This window comes from Ruegeria sp. AD9 (assembly GCF_056542305.1).
In genome coordinates this window covers 301,750-321,980 of the sequence record NZ_JBQFZP010000003.1, presented here as the reverse complement: position 1 = coordinate 321,980, position 20,231 = coordinate 301,750, and the positions used below count along the sequence as shown (strand labels likewise).

The 20,231-nt window shown below is 55.6% G+C and carries 15 protein-coding genes; 5 read left to right on the top strand and 10 right to left on the bottom strand.

Features of this window, described 5'->3' with window-relative positions; genetic code table 11:
- Positions 1–79: 79 nt before the first annotated feature.
- The 8 genes from ACR0AM_RS06925 to pyrH all read right to left on the bottom strand — a co-directional run bounded on the left by ACR0AM_RS06925 (position 80) and on the right by pyrH (position 10,198).
- A complete protein-coding gene (locus ACR0AM_RS06925; protein WP_480622481.1) occupies positions 80–2,506 on the bottom strand; it encodes a DUF3772 domain-containing protein in 2,427 nt (808 codons plus the stop codon).
- Positions 2,506–3,540, bottom strand: a complete 1,035-nt coding sequence (locus tag ACR0AM_RS06920) for a cysteine synthase A (protein WP_480622480.1) — start codon at positions 3,538–3,540, stop codon at positions 2,506–2,508. The genes ACR0AM_RS06925 and ACR0AM_RS06920 overlap by 1 nt, the downstream gene beginning before the upstream one ends.
- 67 nt (positions 3,541–3,607) lie before the next feature.
- Positions 3,608–4,723: an NUDIX domain-containing protein gene (locus tag ACR0AM_RS06915; protein ID WP_480622479.1), complete on the bottom strand. Its 1,116-nt coding sequence runs from the start codon at positions 4,721–4,723 to the stop codon at positions 3,608–3,610.
- Between the two features lie 27 nt (positions 4,724–4,750).
- Positions 4,751–5,191, bottom strand: a complete 441-nt coding sequence (locus ACR0AM_RS06910; protein WP_480472433.1) for a TrgA family protein — start codon at positions 5,189–5,191, stop codon at positions 4,751–4,753.
- Between the two features lie 11 nt (positions 5,192–5,202).
- Complete coding sequence (locus tag ACR0AM_RS06905; RefSeq protein WP_480472431.1) at positions 5,203–6,414, bottom strand: class I SAM-dependent methyltransferase; 1,212 nt, start codon at positions 6,412–6,414, stop codon at positions 5,203–5,205.
- A 69-nt stretch (positions 6,415–6,483) separates the two neighbouring features.
- Positions 6,484–7,908, bottom strand: a complete 1,425-nt coding sequence (locus ACR0AM_RS06900) for a cryptochrome/photolyase family protein (RefSeq protein WP_480622510.1) — start codon at positions 7,906–7,908, stop codon at positions 6,484–6,486.
- Positions 7,909–7,956: 48 nt separating this feature from the next.
- Positions 7,957–9,183: an aminotransferase class V-fold PLP-dependent enzyme gene (locus ACR0AM_RS06895; protein ID WP_480481213.1), complete on the bottom strand. Its 1,227-nt coding sequence runs from the start codon at positions 9,181–9,183 to the stop codon at positions 7,957–7,959.
- 262 nt (positions 9,184–9,445) lie between these two features.
- A complete protein-coding gene (pyrH, locus tag ACR0AM_RS06890) occupies positions 9,446–10,198 on the bottom strand; it encodes a UMP kinase (protein ID WP_209504110.1) in 753 nt (250 codons plus the stop codon).
- A 97-nt stretch (positions 10,199–10,295) separates the two neighbouring features.
- Between pyrH and miaA the strand changes: the two genes are divergently transcribed.
- From miaA to ACR0AM_RS06865, 5 genes are all read left to right on the top strand, one after another.
- Entirely contained in the window at positions 10,296–11,189 is an 894-nt protein-coding gene (gene miaA / locus ACR0AM_RS06885; RefSeq protein WP_480516798.1) for a tRNA (adenosine(37)-N6)-dimethylallyltransferase MiaA, read from the top strand.
- A 352-nt stretch (positions 11,190–11,541) separates the two neighbouring features.
- Positions 11,542–13,212 carry an ABC transporter substrate-binding protein gene (locus tag ACR0AM_RS06880; RefSeq protein WP_480622478.1) on the top strand — a complete coding sequence of 557 codons (1,671 nt, stop codon included), beginning with the start codon at positions 11,542–11,544 and terminating at the stop codon, positions 13,210–13,212.
- A gap of 123 nt (positions 13,213–13,335) precedes the next feature.
- A complete protein-coding gene (locus tag ACR0AM_RS06875; RefSeq protein ID WP_480622477.1) occupies positions 13,336–14,382 on the top strand; it encodes an ABC transporter permease in 1,047 nt (348 codons plus the stop codon).
- A 13-nt stretch (positions 14,383–14,395) separates the two neighbouring features.
- Positions 14,396–15,859, top strand: a complete 1,464-nt coding sequence (locus ACR0AM_RS06870; RefSeq protein ID WP_480622476.1) for an ABC transporter permease — start codon at positions 14,396–14,398, stop codon at positions 15,857–15,859.
- A gap of 93 nt (positions 15,860–15,952) precedes the next feature.
- The gene (locus ACR0AM_RS06865) at positions 15,953–18,040 is read left to right on the top strand and encodes a dipeptide ABC transporter ATP-binding protein (RefSeq protein ID WP_480472418.1); all 2,088 of its coding nucleotides are present in this window, start codon (positions 15,953–15,955) and stop codon (positions 18,038–18,040) included.
- Positions 18,041–18,151: 111 nt separating this feature from the next.
- Here the strand turns inward: ACR0AM_RS06865 and ACR0AM_RS06860 are convergent, their stop codons facing one another.
- Together ACR0AM_RS06860 and ACR0AM_RS06855 are read right to left on the bottom strand one after the other, a co-directional pair.
- The gene (locus ACR0AM_RS06860) at positions 18,152–19,138 is read right to left on the bottom strand and encodes an MBL fold metallo-hydrolase (protein ID WP_480622475.1); all 987 of its coding nucleotides are present in this window, start codon (positions 19,136–19,138) and stop codon (positions 18,152–18,154) included.
- 130 nt (positions 19,139–19,268) lie between these two features.
- Complete coding sequence (locus tag ACR0AM_RS06855) at positions 19,269–20,231, bottom strand: LuxR C-terminal-related transcriptional regulator (RefSeq protein ID WP_267363905.1); 963 nt, start codon at positions 20,229–20,231, stop codon at positions 19,269–19,271.

Below are 20,231 nucleotides of genomic sequence, written 5' to 3'. Positions count from 1 at the left end.
GAAAGATCAATTAAATCCGGTCGCCTTTCCGGTGCGTCAAACCACCGGAAAGACTACCCTTCAGCTTTCGGACAGGTCGTCAGAATTCATCGCCAGCGTCGGGGTCCAGATCAGATTCGGTCAGTTCAACTGGCTCTCTTGTCGTCGACTCATCTGCCTTCTGTTTGGACGCAGAACCAGCCGCTTTCACCTTGTTTGAGGTCTGCAAAGCTTCGGGATTACGCAACCAGATATCACGCTGTGCAAACGGCACCTCGATGCCTGCTTCAAGGAAGCGTCGGTTGATTTCGTGGTTCATGTCGGATTTGACGGACAGAACCCAGTTCACATCCCGCAGGATCGCCCTGATTTCAAAATCCAATGCATCCGCTCCAAACCCCTGAAACACCACACTGGGTGCCGGGTTGGCCAAAACCATCGGGTGGTTGTTCGCAACCTCACTCAGGATGGTCTCGACCAGACGCGTATCAGTGCCATATGCGACGCCGACCGGAACAATCACCCTGCCGATTGTATTGCCACGCGTATAGTTGGTGACAACACCGCTGATCAGGTCCGAGTTGGGAATGATCACATCCGATCTGTCGAACGTCTCGATACGGGTCGAGCGGACGGAAATGTCACGTACGTAGCCCATCATCCCGTTCACATCAATCCAGTCACCCTTGGAGATTGGCCGTTCCACCAGAAGGATGATGCCGGACACAAAGTTGGACACAATCGTTTGCAGGCCAAAGCCAATACCGACAGACAGTGCACCAGCAACAATTGCCAGCGATGACAGGTCGAACCCCGCGACCATGATCGCTGCCAACGCAGCCAGAAAGATCCCGATATACCCCGAGCCAGCGACAATCGCATTCTGCCCGCCCGGATCGATGCTGGTTTTGGGCAACAGCGAGTTGCGCAACCCGCTTTGCAACAACCGTGTCAGCGTATATCCGATTGCGAATACAGCGATAAATGTCAGGAAATTGCTGGGCGAGATCATGACACCGCCGATGTCAAAGCCAAGCAGCAGACGTGACCACACCTCAAGCAGGTCCGTTTCACGCGCACCCCAGTATATCGCCAGAACAGGCAGCGCGACGATGGCCAGTGCAAAGCCCACCAAGACTGAAAAAAGAGAGTCGCGCGCAGCGTCGCCCTGCCCTGTGATCCATCCGTATATCTGGCTGACGAACCGTTGAATAATTGCCAATACGGCAATCAGAACCAGCGTTTTTACCGCCGGAAACACGATCGCTTCGGCCGCATTGGTATACCCGGCGATTGCCAGAACGGGTGTTGCAATCCCCAGCAGGAACATGGCCTTGCGCAGGAATTCCAACAACTGGCTGAATCCGGCGGCCCGCGTAGACGCCGTCTGGTCCAGCAGGCGGTCGTTCGTTCGGGTCTGCCGCACGCGGAGCAAAAGCAATGCCGTTCCGACGATCACGGGAAAGCTAATAACCGCACGGGTCGCATCCGAGACGTTTTCGATCTGCTGAAACAGAAGCGCCAGTTCGTGCAGGATCAACATCAAAGCCAACAGATCAATGTATATCCGCAATTCGGTAATCCGAGCAGCAGACAGGCGCTTGAATCCTTGTGAAGCGCCAATCACGTAAATCTGTCGGCCAATCCAGTCGTAGAAGAAGGCAATTGCCGCCCAGTAGGGGATTTTTTCCAGCAACAAACTGCCCCGCAGACCCGGAATACCCGAAAGACTGATCGCGGCGATGGCGGCAACGACACCGATCCATGGCAACAGAATCCGCAACAGAGAAATGATGAAGGACCAAACACCAGTGCCCGCTCCGCCCAGCAACCTCAGATAGTCGCCGCCCCGCTCGGACCAACGTTTGCCGAAGATCAGTAAAACCGCGGCCAGGATCACCAGAAACAGGATTCCCAAGCCACGATCACGGATACGTTCTTTCACTACGTCCGAACGCAGGTTGGTAATTGTTTCATTTGTCAGGCTCTGAAGCGCCTCTTTTACGTCTTGCCATGCAGGTCCCCAATATACGGGGTTGATCGGTGACGGCCCGCGCTCAAAGAATTGTTTTGTCTGCCGCGTCCGGATGATCCGATCGATTTCACTGATCAATCCATTTGCGCGGGTATAAGCTTCTTCGGAAATGATGCGCGGCACCCGCAAACTGTTGAGCTGCTCATTAAGATGAGTTCGCAATTTAGCGATGTCTTCAGGTTCGGCCGCGTCCCCTTCGGGTTTCGGACCAAGCGCCTTGATCTGGCTTTCCAGCGTTGCGATACGGTCTGTGTTGGCGCTGCGTGCCTTGTTAAAGTCCTCTCGGTAACCGTTTATTTCAGAACGTAAATTCTCAAACGCAGCGTTTGACGCACGGTTCGCTTCAATCACGGACTCGGCACGGTCAGCCGTTTTTATCCAGCCCCGGTAATACTCACTTTGCCTGTCGGTCAGCTGCGCGACAGCACCGCCTGCGAGCCCGACAAGACACAGGAATACCAGTGTCAGAAACAGGCGAACCTGCCCAGGCATCACACGTCCTCGAAAACGCCGGGAATGCTGCGCGGTGCTTCGGTCATCCAATCCGGCACCGGCAATTCTTTCTCGCGCAGGAAATCCGGGTTGAACAGCTTGGACTGATACCGCGTGCCATAGTCGCAAAGGACAGTCACAATCGTGTGGCCCGGCCCCATTTCCTTGGCCAGACGCACGGCGCCCGCCATGTTGATCGCGGTTGACCCGCCCATAACCAGCCCCTCTTCACGGAGCAGGTCAAAGATATAGGGCAACGCCTCGGTGTCAGTGATCTGATAGGAATGATCCGGCGTGAACCCTTCCAGGTTCTTTGTTATCCGCACCTGTCCGATACCTTCGGCAATCGATCCGCCCTCCATCGCGATTTCACCGGTGGTGTAGTAAGAGTAGAGACCCGCACCCATAGGATCGGCCAGACCGATTTTCACACCCTTGGGCTGCAACGCTTCGGCAACCCCGGCCAACGTACCGCCCGACCCGACAGCACAGATAAACCCGTCGACCTTACCTGCTGTTTGTTCCCAGATTTCGGGCCCTGTGGTTTCAACATGGGCCTGACGGTTCGCCACGTTGTCAAACTGGTTGGCCCAGATCGCCCCATTGGGTTCGGTCTGCGCCAATTCCTCGGCCAGACGGCGGGAATAATGCACGAAATTGTTGGGGTTGCGATAAGGTGCGGCCGGAACTTGAACCAGTTGTGCACCTGCCAGCCGCAGCATGTCTTTCTTTTCTTCCGACTGGGTCTCCGGGATCACAATCACGGTCTTGAACCCCATTGACGCACCCACCAGCGCCAGGCCAATACCGGTATTGCCTGCGGTGCCTTCCACAATGGTGCCGCCGGGCTTCAAATCGCCCCGCGCAATGGCATCACGGATAATAAAGAGTGCAGCACGGTCCTTGACGGATTGACCGGGGTTCATGAATTCGGCTTTGCCGAGAATTTCGCAACCAGTTTTTTCACTGATGCGGCGCAGCCGGATCAACGGTGTTTTTCCTACTGCGTCAGCAAGATCTCGTGCAATGCGCATGACGGCCCCTTGTCGTTTGTACCATCGAAGATTTACAGCCGCACCGCCGCGACCACAAGCAGGATAGTCACCCGCGCAATCTGTCCCGATGGCGGGCCAGCCAATAAGCCAGAGACACCAATTGTAGATCCTTGAAAACATGACGATCCGTCAAGTCTATGAATTCATCGAACGGCAAGATTTGACTGCGGATGTCTTCACCTTCTGTGTCCAGGCCGCCAGTGATTGTGGTGTGTGTCAACTCACCCAGACCAACATAAAGATACATGAACCCGGTGGAAGATCCGCTCGAGGTATAGGCCCCGCCGGCATATTCCAGCCTGTCAAAACGAATACCCGCCTCCTCCATCGCCTCGCGATGCGCGGCCTGTTCGGGTGTCTCGCCCGGATCAATCATCCCGGCCACCGCTTCCCAAAGCCAGGGTTCCGGATCGTTGTTCAGGAAAACCGGCGGTCTGAACTGTTCCACGATCAAAACGGTATCACGGACCGGATCATAGGGCAGAACGCCGACCGCACTGCCCTGCAACAAGCTTCCACGGCGCAGCACCGGACCCATGCTGCCGTCATGCCGCCGGTGTTGCAGATCGATTTCCTCCATCCCGAAATAATCGAGATACACCCGGTCATGGCGATGCACGATCACGTCTTTTGCAATGTCCCGCGGATCACCGGTTCGCCGCTGCCCGGCCATAATCTTCGACCAGGCACGCGTTTGCGTGGCGCGAATACTGCGGGCCATGACCCGGGGGGCGACCTTCCCGAAATAGGCCATCTCTTCCTCAGCTGCGAGCGTTGTGAGTTCGCCCAATCTGTCCGCCCAGTTCTGAAGCGACCACAAATCACCCGGTCTCCATGCATCGGGTGCCGGAAAAAAGACCTGCGCTTCGGCCTCGGTCCCGTCTTCTAATTCGACTTTCAAAGGCTTCAGATTATAGTCGAAAGACCCTTCGTAATAATCCAGCCTGGCCAGATCCTCAGGCGACAAGTCCTGCACGAGCAACCCTTCGGCACTGGCGCCTTCCGTTTCCAGGATCATCGGGAAATCCTGCCCCTGAACAGAATGGACAGCATGGCCTCGAAGTCGGGCGGGCCGTGCTTTGCTTTCGCTCAGAGGATGGCCAAGAACGCGTTCCAACAACGGCAAGTGCCGCAGCGTTCCATAAAAAAACAAATCAGACAAATTCGATCTCTCATGTAAGGAAACGGATCAGCGCCACGAACGGTTGGCCTGTTCTGTGGCCAGCCCCGAGACAACGGCACCAATCAGGAATGCAATCAGGATTTCCGGATAAATCAGCAGCTTACCGTACTCAATCCCGATTTTGAAAATGGCCAGTATGGCCTCGAACGGGCCACCGTAACGATTGCGCATGGCAAGCCGGAACATTTCATAACAGCCCTGCACGAACAGCGCCCAGAAAATCATCGAGGCGACACCGGTCAGCCCATTGTTGATCGCAGCAGTCCAACCGCGCCCGGCCCGCTTACCCATGATGCCCCACCCGCAAACCGCACCAAGGGCCATGTTGACCACGGTAAAGTACCCATAATCCTTACCTTCTTCACCGTTTTCGATGATCATGCCAGAGACAATGAAGGCCAGCACGATGAGGCAAATGGCGGCTACGAGACGCGAGGCAGTGGGCATATAACGGTCCGTCAGTTAACTTGCTTTACTACGGTGATCTGTGTCACATCGCAATTGCGCGTGTCAAAGGCTGCGCCACAGGCAGTCAAATAATAATTCCACATGCGGCGAAAACGCTCATCAAACCCCAAATCTGCGATCTGTTCCCATTTTGCGTTGAACGTTTCATACCATCTCCGCAGTGTCAGATCATAACTTTTGCCGAATTCTTTCGACTTCACCACATTCAGACCGGCCTGATTGATCTGCTGCCGCAGGATCGAAGGTGATGGGAGCATTCCGCCCGGAAAGATGTATTTCTGAATGAAATCTACGCCGTTCTTGTAGTAATCCCAGCGGTGGTCACCCACCGTTATGATTTGCAAGGTCGCTTGTGCCCCCGGCTTCAGTCTCTCACGAACGGTTTCAAAATAAACCGGCCAGTATTTTTGGCCCACCGCCTCGAACATCTCGATTGAGGCGATGCCATCATATTGTCCACGCTCGTCGCGATAGTCCTGCAACTTGAACGTCACTTGATCCGAAAGCCCTGCTTTTTCAATACGCTCTTTCGCATATTTAAATTGTTCCTCACTGATCGTAAGGCCGGTTACATGCAGGCCCCGTTCTTTCGCGGCATATTCGGCAAAACCGCCCCATCCGCATCCGATTTCCAGAATGTGGTCGCCGGGTTTGGCCCCCATCTCATCGACAAGGCTGGCGTATTTGGCAGTTTGCGCCTTCTCCAGACTTTCTTGCCCGGTCTCAAAAATGGCACTGGAATAGGTCATCGTGTCATCCAGCCACAAACCGTAGAAGTCGTTACCTAGATCATAGTGGTACGAGATATTCTTCTTCGCCTGCGTCCTGTTATTACGGTGAAGCCAGAACCGCAGCCGTTCATAGGCCTGAACAATAAATTTCCCAGTAAATCCGTCATAGACGGTCTCAGACCCCAAATGGACCAGATCCATGAATGAGCGGAGGTCTGGCGTGCTCCAATGTCCCTCAAGGTAGGCATCAGAAAAACCCAGTTCGCCTTCGCGGATCAGGCGGGCAAAAACATCTCCGTTGTGAATGTCGATCTGGGCGACGGGCCCTGCCTTGGGCCCTTCAGCGCGAAAAGTGCGGCCATCGGGCAATGTAATGTCCAACCGCCCCGACTCCATTCGGGTCAGCATCTTGAAGACCTGGGCGAAATACCTGGGCAGATCCGACTGCCCCTCTGTCGTCGTCAGCACCATCCGCTCTCCCCTCTGCGGTACAGTTATCAGGCTAGGGCGCGATTTTGTTTCTGGCAAGTTTTCAGTTCCTTAGTGGGATTTTCGGCTTTCATACGCACGCAAGGCGCGGTTTCGACCGTCCGCCAGTTTCACGACAGGTTCGGGATAATCCGCCTGCGGACACAGGTTCCATGACCGGGGAACCGCAGCAAAATAAGAAAGCGCAATGTCACTGGGTTTCGTCTGGCCTTCGGCGATCCAGCGCCGCAGGTAAGACCCCTGCGGATCAAACTTTTCCGCCTGCGTTTGAGGGTTGAATATGCGAAAGAAAGGTGCCGCGTCGGGGCCTGACCCAGCAACCCACTGCCAGCCCATGGTGTTACAGGCCGGGTCCCAGTCAATCAGGCAATCCTCGAACCAACTCATCCCGATTTTCCAGTGTGTCATCAGATGTTTGGTCAGGTAGCTGGCAACAATCATCCGGGCCCGATTATGCATACGGCCTGTCACATACATCTGTCGCAGGCCAGCATCGACGACAGGAATTCCGGTTCGGGCCTGCCTCCAGGCGGCAACTTCAGGATGGTGCGGATCGACGTTCCAGGGGAAATCATCCCATTCCGCTTTCCAGTTTTCGGTCAGCAGATGCGGTGAGTGATACATCAGGTGATAGGCAAACTCACGCCAGACCATCTGCCGCAGAAATGCCTCAGTGCCGGGGGTTCCCATCATCGCAGCCTGTTGAACCCTGTGCCAGACTGTACGTGGCCCGATCTCGCCCAATGAAAGGTATTCTGACAGGTTTGATGTTCCTTCCAAATCCAATCGGTCACGGTCAGTGGAATAACGGGGGACATGGTCGAGAAAGTGCTCAAGGCGATCGCGGGCGGCCTGCTCGCCGGGTTGGACATGGGGACGCACGATTGCAGCACCCCGATTCATGTCCGCACCCATCTGCCAGGTGCTAAGTCTGTCACTGGAAGGCCAAGTCGCTGGCGCTGCCAAGCGTGACACCAACGCATCCGGCGCGGGCACGTCCCGCCGCTGAACCGCGCGCCACATAGGGGTGTAGACACGAAACGGCTGGCCCTGTTTTGTTGATACCGTCCAGGGCTCAAAAAGCAAATGACCAGGAAAGGACTTTGCGCTTACACCCAGTTCGGTCAGCGCCGTTTTGATCTGTGTATCGCGTCTGATCGACGCTGGATCATAGGCCCGCGACCAATAGACAGCCTTTGCGCCCGTCTCTTTGACAAGTGTCCGCAATTGCTCAAGCGCATCGCCACGCCGCAGGATCAGACGGCTACCAAGCCTCGTCAGAGCGTCGCAAAAGACCTCCAGACCCAACCCCAACCGCCATTTTGGGGCCGCGCCAAGGTGTTGCACAAGAAGGTCATGAACAAAGACTGGTATGATCGGACGGCCGCTTGCAACAGCAGCAGTCAATGCCGGATGGTCCGACAGGCGCAGATCCCGTCGGTACCATAAGATGATCGGAGACCGCTCGTTTTCCATATCCACCCTGAGGTTTTCTTCGTTCTACGAAGCCCCAAGCTGAGTGGATCACAAAACGTGTTCAAGCGCCTCCAAAAGCTGATCAATCTCCTGCTGCGAGGTATAATGTGTAAAGCTGACCCGCAAAACGCCCTGTGCCAGATCCACGCCCATCGCTTGCAATGGGCGCACAGCATAAAAGTCGCCTCCCCCCGCCATAACACCGTATTGCGCCAGTTCTGCTGCAACTGACTCAGCGGGACGGTTCAGCGACAGCGCTACCGTCGGCGCACGCCGGGTGGCATCTGAAGTGCCGATCAGACGTACCGCGTTGCGGTCCTTTACCGCATCCAGAACCGGTTGAAGTAAGGACACCTCATGCGCGCGCATCAGGTCATGGGCAAAGGCACCCTGCTCTGCTGCACCGGCGTCAGGCCCACCGTGATGCGTGCACAGGAGCTCGACGTAATCGGCCATACCTGCACTTGCCGCAATCTGAGCATGATCCGGGCCTGCCGGGGTAAAGCGCTTGTAAAGAACGTCGGCGTTGAAGTAGTGCGCTTGGTTGGGCAGCAACTCTCCCAGTGTTCGGCGAATGACCATGCAGCCTTGATGCGGGCCAAAAGTTTTATAGGCTGAAAACAGATAGATATCCGGCCCCAAATCGCCAACATTCGGAAACCCATGCGGGGCGTAAGATACGCCGTCCACGCAGACAAATGCACCAGCCGCGTGGGCAATCGCAGTGATCTCGGTGACCGGGTTAATCTCTCCAACGACATTGGAACAATGCGGGAAACAGACCAGACGCACTTTTTCGTCCAGCATATTTTCCAGATCCTGCGGGTTCAGTGATCCGGTTTCAGGATCGATCTGCCACTCCCGCACTTCAATCCCTGCCTCGGCCAGACGACGCCATGGGCCCGAATTTGCCTCGTGATCCTGATTGGTCACGACAATCGCCTCGCCAGGTTTCATCCATTGCCTGAACGCCTGTGCCAAAACATAGGTATTCTGTGTCGTCGAAGGGCCAAAGCTCAGCTCATCGGTTTCAACACCCAGGATGGCGGCCATGCGCACGCGTGCCTCATCCATCTCGGCACCTGCAAGACGGCTGGCCTCATAAGGGGCGTAGGGCTGAACCTTTCGCTGCGTATAGAACCGCGTCAACCGGTCGATCACCGGCTTGCAGGTATATGACCCGCCCGCATTCTCAAAAAACGCCTGTCCTTTCAGGCTGGGTTCGGAAAAAGCCGGAAACTGTGCCCGAACGAAATTGATATCCAGAGAGCTCATGCCTCATTGCTCCTTAGTTGTGCTGTCATATCAACAAGATGCCCGCTCATGTTTCCGGACATCTCAGAAATCATGGCAGGTCTTCCAGCCCAGCCTGTGCTTGCGCCATGAGCTGACGAAACACCGGGCAGCCCTTCACTTCGGAAGGACAACGCTACTTAGACAGCACCATCCGCGACCGTCAAGCTGAAGCAAAAGAAAAAGCCCGGCGGGGTTGCCGGGGCTGAATTTCTAACACTCTGGGGCAGGTCTCGTTCGGGCCTCAACCCTGAACTTTGGTATATGTCCCCTCGCCTGCAAGAATACCACGGAAACCTCCGGGCTCATCCAGACCAAAGACGATCAGAGGCAGGTTGTTGTCACGCGCCAGCGCGATGGCTGACGCATCCATGACCCGCAACCGCTTGGCTAGAACGTCGTCATAGGTGACCGTGTCATAACGCACCGCGTCGGCATGTTGTTTGGGATCCTTGTCGTAGACGCCGTCGACACCGTTCTTGCCCATGAAAATCGCCTCACACGCCATTTCATTGGCGCGCAAGGTCGCCGCGGTGTCGGTGGTGAAATACGGGTTGCCGGTGCCGGCCGCAAAGATGCAAACCCTTTTCTTTTCAAGGTGTCGTACGGCGCGGCGGCGGATATACGGCTCGCACACTTCATCCATGCGAATGGCCGAAATGACCCTGGTGAACACCCCAATCTCTTCCAGGGCAGATTGCATACCCAGTGCGTTCATCACCGTGGCCAACATCCCCATATAGTCTGCTGTCGTCCGCTCCATACCCTGAGCAGACCCACTCAGGCCCCGGAAAATGTTTCCGCCACCGATAACCATGCAGATCTCAACACCCAGATCGTGAACCGATTTCACCTCTTGCGCGATGCGCTGAACGGTTGGAGGGTGCAGGCCAAAGCCCTGATCCCCCATCAATGCCTCTCCTGAAATTTTCAACATGACACGTTTGTATGTGGTTTTCGGGGTTTCGGCAGTTTCAGAAGACGGGGAAAGGCTCATGTTGCGCTCCGGGCTGGCACGGGGTTAATTTCCGGCGCAAAATGAAGCAAAAGCTCCGCAGGTTCAATGCGGTTGGTGAGGATTGAGGCAACCGCATATGACCCGGCGATCAACAGACGCGATATTTCGGCAATTGCCCCCTATTCCCGATGACAAGCCTGTCCTGATTGCAGGGCCCACAGCATCCGGGAAATCAGCGCTGGCACTGGAGATCGCCGAACGCCATGGCGGGGTCATCGTCAATGCCGATGCAAGTCAGGTTTATGATTGTTGGCGCGTGATTTCGGCCCGACCATCTGCCGAAGAAGAAGAACGCGCACCGCATCTGCTCTATGGTCACATCGCCTATGATCAGGATTATTCAGCCGGTCACTGGCTGCGTGAAGTGGTGCCACTGCTGACCGGGAGCCAGCGGCCAATCATCGTCGGCGGCACAGGATTGTATTTCACGGCCCTGACCGAAGGCATGGCCGAGATCCCTGCTACCCCAGTGCAGGTGCGGGCCGAAGCAAACTTACTGACCCTTGCTGATCTTGTTGCCGGGGTTGACGAACAGACTCTGGCTGGTCTGGATATACAGAACCGCGCGCGCGTGCAGCGCGCTTGGGAAGTGCAGCGTGCCACGGGGCGCAGCCTGATGTCCTGGCAGGCCGATACTCCACCGCCAATCTTACGGCTGAAAGATGTGGTTCCAATCGTTTTCGACGTCGACAAAGCGTGGCTTCTGAACCGGATTGAACGCCGTTTTGACCAGATGCTGGAACTGGGCGCAATCGACGAAGTTCGCGCCATGCGGGATCGTTTCGACCCCGTTCTTCCCGCCTGCAAAGCCATTGGTGTGCCAGAGCTTATGGCCTATCTGGATGGAAAACTGACTTTGGATCAGGCCCGTGAAAGGGCCACAATCTCGACCAGGCAATTTGCCAAACGCCAACGCACGTGGTTCCGGGCCAGAATGAAAACATGGAATCACGTTGATTTCTCAAAGTGATATCTAGTGTTGTTCATTCCACAAGATTTGACAACCAAAGTAAACGGATCAACGGAAACGAATTAGTTTTTCGTCTGTTATCAGTGATTTGACACAGAATCTCCGTAAGGATTTCTCCTGACGAAGCGCCACATGACAAAATCCGCGCCAAAGTATCAACACTGCGGGAACGTCGCTTTTGTGCATTTTATGTCGATTCCGAACGTTGACGTTAAGTGAATTCTGGTGCCGAATAGCGGCATGGGGATGCACAGAGTCCAAAAACCGGAACCCTTCTTTCTTTCGACAGGACAAGCCCGTGTCGCTTAGAACAATAACAAATCAACAAAATCAATGTCACAGGGAGACATTTATGACCAATACGGCAATCACCACAGACAAGGTGCACTGGGCGGCCGAGATGCACGCGCAGGAATACCGTGACGGCAAGCTTAGCCGCCGGGAATTTCTGGCCCGCGCGACGGCGCTGGGTGTCGCGGTACCGGCAGCCTATGGATTGATCGGTCTGCAGTCGCCTGCGGCGGCGCAAGAGCCGCAGCGCGGCGGCACCATCCGCTATCAGATGGAAGTGCGTGCGCTCAAAGATCCGCGGACTTATGACTGGACGCAAATTGCTACTTTCACAGCAGGCTGGCTGGAGTACCTCGTCGAATACAACAACGATGGCTCGTTCAAGCCGATGCTGCTGGAAAGCTGGGAAGCTAACGCCGATGCCACCGAATACACATTGAACGTTCGCAAGGGCGTAAAGTGGAACAATGGCGACGATTTCACAGCCGAAGACGTGGCCCGCAACATCGCTGGATGGTGTGACGCTGGTCTGGAAGGCAACTCGATGGCATCGCGTATGGCGTCGCTTATCGACGAAAGCACTCAGCAAGCTGCGGACGGTGCAATCACCGTTGTCGACTCCCATACTGTCAAACTGAAGTGCAACGCGCCTGACATCACGATCATCCCGGGCATGGCGGACTATCCCGCTCCTATCGTTCATAGCAGCTTTGATGCAAACGACATGCTTTCAAACCCGGTCGGCACAGGCTTCATGCTGCCCGACAGCCACGAAGTTGGCGTCAAAGGCGTACTGGTGCGCAACGAAGGCTTCGAATGGTGGGGTTATGAGGTCGGCAAAGGCGGCTATATAGACCGCATCGAGTTCATCGACTACGGCACTGACCCGGCTGCATTCCTTGCGGCTTATGAGGCCGAAGAGATCGACATGAACTGGGAGTCTGTTGGCGAATTCGTCGACATCTTCGACGGCATTGGGCTTGTGCGCTCGGAAATCCCGTCGGGCTTCACCATCGTTATCCGCCCGAACCAGTTGGCGGAGGACGAAAACGGTAACAAAATCTACGGCGACAAGCGCGTTCGTCAGGCTTTAGCTATGGCGGTGGACAACGAAGTGTGTCTGGAACTGGGTATGTCGGGTTATGGCATTCCGGCTGACAACTGCCACGTCGGGCCAATGCACCCTGAACATGACTCGGCCGTAACTCGCATTCCGTATGATCCTGCCGGCGCGAAAGCCCTGATGGACGAAGCGGGTATGGGTGACTTTGAGCATGAAGTGCAATCGATCGACGATGACTGGCGTCGTAACACCACAGCTGCGGTTGTAGCGCAACTGAACGACGCTGGCATCAAGGCCAAGCACACAGTTCTGCCGGGATCAACTTTCTGGAACGACTGGACGAAATACGCCTTCTCGTCGACGAACTGGAACCACCGCCCATTGGGCACCCAGGTTCTGGCGCTGGCCTACAAGTCAGGTGTTGCCTGGAATGAATCAGGTTTCGCCAATGCAGAGTTCGACGCCTTGTTGTCTGAAGCAAACTCGATCGCTGACGTGGATAAGCGTCGCGAAGTGATGGCCAAACTGCAGGCGATCATGATCGACGAAGGTGTCACGATCCAACCTTATTGGCGGACTGCGATGCGCCATCATCGCGACAATTTGGTGGGTGTTGAAAAGCATATCGCTGACCTGCCGCAGCTTTATAAGTTCGGCTTTACGTCCTGAGCCAAAAAGCAAAAGGCCGCGCCACCTCGGCGCGGCTTCTTCGTCCTGAATGCGGCGAACAAATAATAACAGCTAAGCGTGGCGTTCCATGAAACCCGCGCTAGCCGACCCACAGGGGCAAATATGGGACTTTTCATTCTAAGGCGCGTTGGCATTATGCTGTTGACGGCATTGTGTCTGACATTCCTGGTTTTCTTCTTAACCAACCTCTATCCGAACCTCGAAAAGCTAGCGAAAACGCAGGGCAACTTTCGGATGTCGGATGAGCAGGTTGAGAGCTACCTGAACAAAAATGGTTACCTCCAATCCACTCCGATAAAATACGGCGAATGGCTGGGTGTCCTGCCCTCATATCGGTACACGAATGAAGACGGAACCGTTCAGGGAAGATGCATTCTGCCGGGCAAAACCGCCGAGGAATCTCCGAGTTTTTGCGGAATCCTGCAAGGGTATTGGGGCTATTCGACTGTCTTCAAAGAAGAGGTTTCGACCGTTGTTGGCAACAGATTGGCTCTGACTGGCCGTCTGATGCTCTGGGTCATGCTGCTGATGGTTCCGTCTGCGTTGATCCTTGGTGTTTTGGCAGGAATGAAAGAAGGATCTGCCACCGACAGGACGTTGTCGACCTTCGCCATCACAACGACGGCGACACCGGAATACGTCTCGGGCGTGATCTTTATCGCCATCTTTACCTCTTCTGCAGTTGGATTGAAGTGGTTCAAGGGTACGGCCACGCAAGCGATGGAGAACCCGACCTTTGAAAACTTCTTCCTGCCGGTCCTGACCATTGCGCTTTATGGGATGGGTTATATTGCCCGGATGACCCGCGCCTCGATGACTGAAGTGATGACCGCCCAATATATCCGGACGGCGCGTCTGAAAGGTGTTTCCTTCCCCAATATCGTCATGAAACATGCGCTGCGTAATGCGCTGATCGCACCCTTCACCGTCATCATGCTGCAATTCCCCTGGCTGCTGAATGGCGTGGTGATCGTCGAGACCCTGTTCAACTACAAGGGCTTCGGCTGGGCGCTGGTTCAGGCCGCGGGCAATAACGACATTCAGCTGTTACTGGCGATTTCGGTCGTGTCGGTCTTTGTGGTGCTGGTGACCCAGCTGATCTCTGATATCGGCTATGTCTACCTCAACCCGCGCATCCGCATTTCTTAAGGAGGGTTAGATCATGGAACCACTTACCTGGACCGGCTCTATTGCCTTCCTGAACCCGCTTTTTGCACTTGGCCTTGCGCTGATGCTCTTGTCTATTGCCGTATGGATGCTGGCCAGCATCGTGCTGCCCGAAGACCAGATGACGGTGAACCCGGACGGTACGTTGAGCTCAAGCTCAGGCCTGCGGACACTGATACAATTGGCGCTGCGTTACAGTTTCCTGGCCAGTGTAGGACTCGCAGTCGCCTATATTGTGCTAGGCGTTCTGATGGGCACCAGCGCCGGAATAGTTGGCGCCATGTCCCAGCAGTTTTTGCCCGTATGGGTGTCTTTGATCATCCTTTATGCCATGTCGATCGCTTTCAAACGCAAGCTTGGCCTCTACGGCAAACTGTTTGACAGTCCAATCGGCATGATTGGCTTTGGCCTTGTGATGTTCTGGGTCTTCACCGGGATTTTCGGCGCGATGGATCTGATCGTTACACATGATCCGCTGTCGCAGGTCTCGGGCATGAAGAACAAAGTGCCAGGGACGCCACTGTCCAATCTGGAGGACGGTCAATACGCCTGGTATCTGCTGGGTGGCGACAACCTGGCCCGCGACGTGTTCAGCCGAATGGTCAAAGGGGCTTGGATTGTTGTTCAGATCGCCCCGCTTGCCACGATATTTGCCTTCATGGTTGGCATCACGCTGGGTCTGCCGGCAGGCTACTACGGTGGTCGGCTGGATACTTTGCTGTCCTTCCTTGCAAACCTGATCCTGGCCTTCCCGGTGATCCTGCTGTTCTATCTGCTGGTCACGCCTGAGATCGTTGCGACCGGTGTGCCGAACTACATGGCGGCTGTCTTGTTCGTATTCCCTATCATATTCCTCGGCGTGCTGCTGAACTCACGCTACTATACCAGACCGAACTTCCGAACACCGCTGCTGATCGGAGTTTTGGGGGTTGCGGGTTGGTTCTACCTGTCTCTGATTTCGACCGGTGGCTATATCATCAATACCGACGCCTATCGTATCTGGGGTCTGCCGACCTATCTGGATCTTTTCGATATTCCAGGCGGTATTCTGGTGGTCTTTGTTTCGGTGGTCTTTGTGAATTCGCCCACCGTGTTCCGCATCGTGCGCGGACTGGCGATGGACATCAAAACACGGGACTACGTGGCGGCAGCACAAACCCGTGGCGAGGGTCCGTGGTACATCATGCTGTGGGAAATCCTGCCCAATGCGCGGGGTCCGCTGATCGTCGATTTCTGCTTGCGTATTGGCTATACCACCATTCTTCTGGGAACCTTAGGTTTCTTTGGGCTGGGTCTGCCGCCCGAAAGCCCTGACTGGGGGTCGACTATCAACGAGGGGCGCAAGCTTTTGTCGATCTACCTGCACCCTGCTCTGCCGCCCGCGCTGGCCTTGTTGACGCTGGTTCTGGGTCTGAACCTGCTGGCCGACGGGTTGCGCGAAGAAAGCCTGAAGGACTGATGTGAAAGCGCCCGGGGGGCTAGCCCCCCGGACCCCCCGAGATATTTTTAGCCAGATGAAGAGGATCCCCTCGATCTGGTGAGGAGATACAAGATGAGCAAGATGGCGGATTATGACGGCCCGATCCTTGAGATCGACAAGCTGTCGATTTCCTTCTTTACCCGCCTGCGGGAAATTCCGGCTGTGATGGATTTCTCAGTCAGCGTCCAACCCGGTGAAGCTGTTGGTCTGGTCGGTGAATCTGGTTGCGGTAAATCCACGGTGGCGCTGGGCGTCATGCAGGACCTTGGTAAAAACGGTCGCATCGTTGGCGGTACGATCAAGTTCAAGGGTCGTGATCTGGCGGAAATGAGTTCAGATGAATTGCGCGACATACGCGGCAATGAGATCGCGATGATCTATCAGGAGCCGATGGCCTCGCTGAACCCGGCGATGAAGATCGGCAAGCAGCTGATGGAAGTGCCCATGATTCACGAGGGCGTCAGCGCAGAAGAAGCGTATTCGCGCGCTCTGGAAGTTGTCACCGATGTGCGCCTGCCGGACCCAGAGCGAATGCTCAACTCGTTCCCGCACCAGCTGTCAGGCGGTCAGCAACAGCGGATCGTGATCGCGATGGCACTGATGTCAAAACCGGCGCTGCTGATCCTTGATGAGCCAACGACGGCACTTGACGTGACGGTTGAGGCTGCCGTGGTCGAACTGGTGAAGGATCTGGGAAAGAAATACGGCACTTCGATGCTGTTCATTTCGCACAACCTCGGTCTGGTTCTGGAAACCTGCGACCGGCTTTGCGTCATGTATTCAGGTGAGGCGGTCGAGCGCGGCTCGATCAAGGATGTGTTTGATGAGATGCAGCATCCTTATACGCAGGCCCTGTTCCGGTCGATCCCGCTGCCGGGGGCCGACAAGAATTCGCGCCCGCTGGTGGCTATACCGGGGAACTTTCCTCTACCCCATGAGCGGCCCCCTGGTTGTAATTTCGGCCCGCGCTGCGACTATTTCGAAGAGGGTCGCTGTGACGCCAAGGACATCCTGATGGAGGCGGTTCCCGGAAATGACCGGCACCATACCCGTTGCCTGAAATTCAAAGAGATCGACTGGAACGCACCGATCACGGTGGGTGAACAGAAAGAGAAAGGTGAGATCGGCAGGGTCGTTCTGAAGATGGACAACCTCAAGAAATACTATGAGGTTGCGGCAAACGCCCTGTTCGGCGGTGGCGAAAAGAAGGTTGTGAAAGCAAACGAAACGCTCAGTTTCGAGGCGCATGAATCCGAGACGTTGGCCATTGTGGGCGAATCCGGTTGCGGCAAATCCACGTTCGCCAAAGTTTTGATGGGTCTTGAGACGGCCACGGACGGGCAGATCCTTCTGGACAACCGCAATATCGAACAAGTGCCCATAGAAGAGCGTGACGCAAAGACCGTTGGTGAAGTTCAGATGGTGTTTCAGAACCCGTTCGACACGCTGAACCCGTCGATGACCGTCGGGCGCCAGATCATCCGGGCATTGGAGATCTTCGGTGTTGGTAATTCCGAGGCCGATCGCAAGAAGCGGATGCTGGAACTGCTGGATCTGGTGAAACTTCCGCGCGCCTTTGCAGACAGGATGCCGCGTCAGCTGTCAGGTGGCCAGAAGCAACGCGTTGGTATCGCGCGCGCCTTTGCTGGTGATGCGCGCATCGTGGTGGCCGACGAGCCCGTATCAGCGCTGGACGTTTCCGTGCAAGCTGCGGTGACCGACCTGCTGATGGAAATTCAGCGCGTGCACAAAACCACGTTGCTGTTCATCAGCCATGACCTTTCCATCGTGCGATACCTCAGCGACCGGGTAATGGTGATGTATCTGGGCCACGTGGTCGAGCTGGGCACAACTGACCAGGTTTTTGCACCCCCCTACCACCCTTATACCGAAGCGCTGCTGAGTGCTGTTCCCATCGCCGATACATCGGTCGAAAAGCAGCACATCGTACTGGAGGGTGATATCCCTTCGGCCATGAACCCGCCACCGGGATGCCCGTTCCAGACACGGTGTCGCTGGAAGTCCGAAGTGCCTGACGGTCGCTGTGAGTCGCATGTACCGCCAGTGCAGACATTGGCCGAGGGTCATCAGGTAAAGTGCCACTTGTCCGAAGAGGTGCTGGCACGGATGCAACCCGTGATCAAAGTCGCGGCTGAATAGGTTTGCGGATCTTTACTGGAAAGGGCCGGTCGTTGACCGGCCCTTTCTGTGAGCGCCGCGTGTCACGAGGAGACCGGCGACGCTTGTGAGTGGTGGTTCCCTACAAGACTCTCAGCCGGTCATGACGTTGTTGCCGAAATGCATGAACTCCTGATCCATGCCTGAAATCTCTCCGGCCTCCAGTTTCAGGCTGGCACTGTCAAGCATCTGATAGCTTTTCTGCCCCTTTACCCACTCGTCCGCAGATTGCAGCGTGGTCAGCGTGTAAGACGTGACTTCGTTCAGGTAATGGGTTGGGATAATGATCTTGGGCTTTAGCTTGGCCACGATGTCATTACCCTGATCGAAACTCAGGATATGTTGCGACCCGTCTACCGGTAGGGTCAGAACATCGACCTGTCCGACGGCGTCCCAAAACTCCTGAGGCGGATTGTGGCGATTATCACCCCAGATCAGCGTACGAATGCCGCCTGTTTCCACCAGATAGACCACCATATCCATATGACCCACATTGTTCGGTGGGCAGGCTTCGACCCCAAACTCGGCCAGTGCATTGGTCCAGTTGTACCACCCCGGCGCCACGCAGGCATGTTTATCTGCAAAACCGGTGATCTTGATATCGGCGAACTCGAAATTGCCCACCATCCTGTCCAGCACCATGGTCGAGCTTGGTCGTTCGATCGCGTCGTGATCGAAATGCGCATGTGTCGACAAGGTAATGTCCACCGGGATCTGGGGGAATTCATTGCGGAACCAAAGCCCCCACGCGCCCGACGGGTCATCACGCCAGGGGTCGAACAGGACCGTTGCGCCGTTGGGCGAGGTGATCTTTATGGCGCAATGGCCATAATAGTCGATACCGACAACTCCGGCACTGGCCTGACCCGTCGATCCCTGCAGGTCGATCACGTGGTTATTGTTTCCTGGCTGCAACCAGGCTTGCGATTGCGCCTCGGCCGGTTTTGCCCCCAGCACTGAAGCTGTCGCGCCAACACCGGCAGCACCTGCCGCCATGAAAAATGACCGCCGAGACAGCCCCGGTGCCAGATGATCCCTGTCCCCTTTCAGGATGGTCGGTTTCAGATCCTTGCGATCCATATCTTTGTACCTCTCTGTTGGACGTGCGCCGTTTTTCCGCACCTCAACCCAGAGGGTAACAAGCCAAAGCACATCGGCTCAGACCGAAAAAATGGGGGTGAAATATGGGGGCAATCCCCATATTCGGCATTCACGAAATCGAGAGCAAATGACTGCGCAGGTTTTGATCCCGTCCCTCAAGTCCTAGTTTTCGACGAATGTTGTTGCGGTGAAAATCGATTGTCGACGTCTCTCGGGACAGGGCCTTGGCAATGTCCTTTGTGGTTTTCCCAAACATGACCATCTGTGCAATTTCCATTTCGGTCGGGGTCATTGCCGCGAAGGCATCCGTCAACTTGTCAGACAGCGAAGATGTGATCTCGTTCAGGTTCTTTTCGGCCAGCTCAAGATAGACAAATTGCGCCTCGTCGCCGGAAAGCTGCGCCCGAACCTTTTCAAGATACGGCAAAACTCTGCTTCGAACCTGCTCGACGATTTCGTGATCCCGGTTCTTGCGGTCATCGTCGAGACTTGAGAGCAATACGCGCAACGCTGTGTTCGTCTCCTGCAACTCTCGGGTTCGATCCGAAACACGCGTTTCAAGCTGGGCAAGTGTTTCGTTCAGTTTCTCCTCCAACGCGCGTCTCAGATAAACCTCTTGCAACAAAGCCAAATCCGACTCGACCATGCGCGCGAACTGCGCCAGCCCCTCTCGGAACAACAAGGCCCGCCGGTTCTGTTTACGGTCCAGAACACAGATTGTGCCAAACACCGAGCCATCGGGCCATTTCAGCGGTAAGCCGATGTAAAAGGTCATTCCGTGTTCCAGGTCGTCGTTGTCCGCCCAAACCGGATCACATTTGGCGTCCTCGACCACCAATTCTCCGTCACGCTCCAGAACACCCTGGCAATATAGCTTGGGGTTCAACTGGAAACTCAGACCGACCGGATATGGATTCTCGGGGTGATCGGATGTGATCAAAACCGCATGATCCGGCGCGTCGGTTTTCATGATCAGGCTTGCGGGCACGTCGGCCAGTTCTGCGACCAGATCAACAAGTTGCTGCCAGTTTGCCAGCGTTTCTTTGGGAATCTGCGGATGATCAGCAGGCAT

Coding starts and splice junctions, on each gene's coding strand:
- ACR0AM_RS06925 (WP_480622481.1), bottom strand. CDS start 2,506: ATGCCTGGGCAGGTTCGCCTGTTTCTGACACTGGTATTCCTGTGTCTT.
- ACR0AM_RS06920 (WP_480622480.1), bottom strand. CDS start 3,540: ATGCGCATTGCACGAGATCTTGCTGACGCAGTAGGAAAAACACCGTTG.
- ACR0AM_RS06910 (WP_480472433.1), bottom strand. CDS start 5,191: ATGCCCACTGCCTCGCGTCTCGTAGCCGCCATTTGCCTCATCGTGCTG.
- ACR0AM_RS06905 (WP_480472431.1), bottom strand. CDS start 6,414: ATGGTGCTGACGACGACAGAGGGGCAGTCGGATCTGCCCAGGTATTTC.
- ACR0AM_RS06900 (WP_480622510.1), bottom strand. CDS start 7,908: ATGGAAAACGAGCGGTCTCCGATCATCTTATGGTACCGACGGGATCTG.
- ACR0AM_RS06895 (WP_480481213.1), bottom strand. CDS start 9,183: ATGAGCTCTCTGGATATCAATTTCGTTCGGGCACAGTTTCCGGCTTTT.
- pyrH (WP_209504110.1), bottom strand. CDS start 10,198: ATGAGCCTTTCCCCGTCTTCTGAAACTGCCGAAACCCCGAAAACCACA.
- miaA (WP_480516798.1), top strand. CDS start 10,296: ATGACCCGGCGATCAACAGACGCGATATTTCGGCAATTGCCCCCTATT.
- ACR0AM_RS06880 (WP_480622478.1), top strand. CDS start 11,542: ATGACCAATACGGCAATCACCACAGACAAGGTGCACTGGGCGGCCGAG.
- ACR0AM_RS06875 (WP_480622477.1), top strand. CDS start 13,336: ATGGGACTTTTCATTCTAAGGCGCGTTGGCATTATGCTGTTGACGGCA.
- ACR0AM_RS06870 (WP_480622476.1), top strand. CDS start 14,396: ATGGAACCACTTACCTGGACCGGCTCTATTGCCTTCCTGAACCCGCTT.
- ACR0AM_RS06865 (WP_480472418.1), top strand. CDS start 15,953: ATGAGCAAGATGGCGGATTATGACGGCCCGATCCTTGAGATCGACAAG.
- ACR0AM_RS06860 (WP_480622475.1), bottom strand. CDS start 19,138: ATGGATCGCAAGGATCTGAAACCGACCATCCTGAAAGGGGACAGGGAT.
- ACR0AM_RS06855 (WP_267363905.1), bottom strand. CDS start 20,231: ATGCCTGCTGATCATCCGCAGATTCCCAAAGAAACGCTGGCAAACTGG.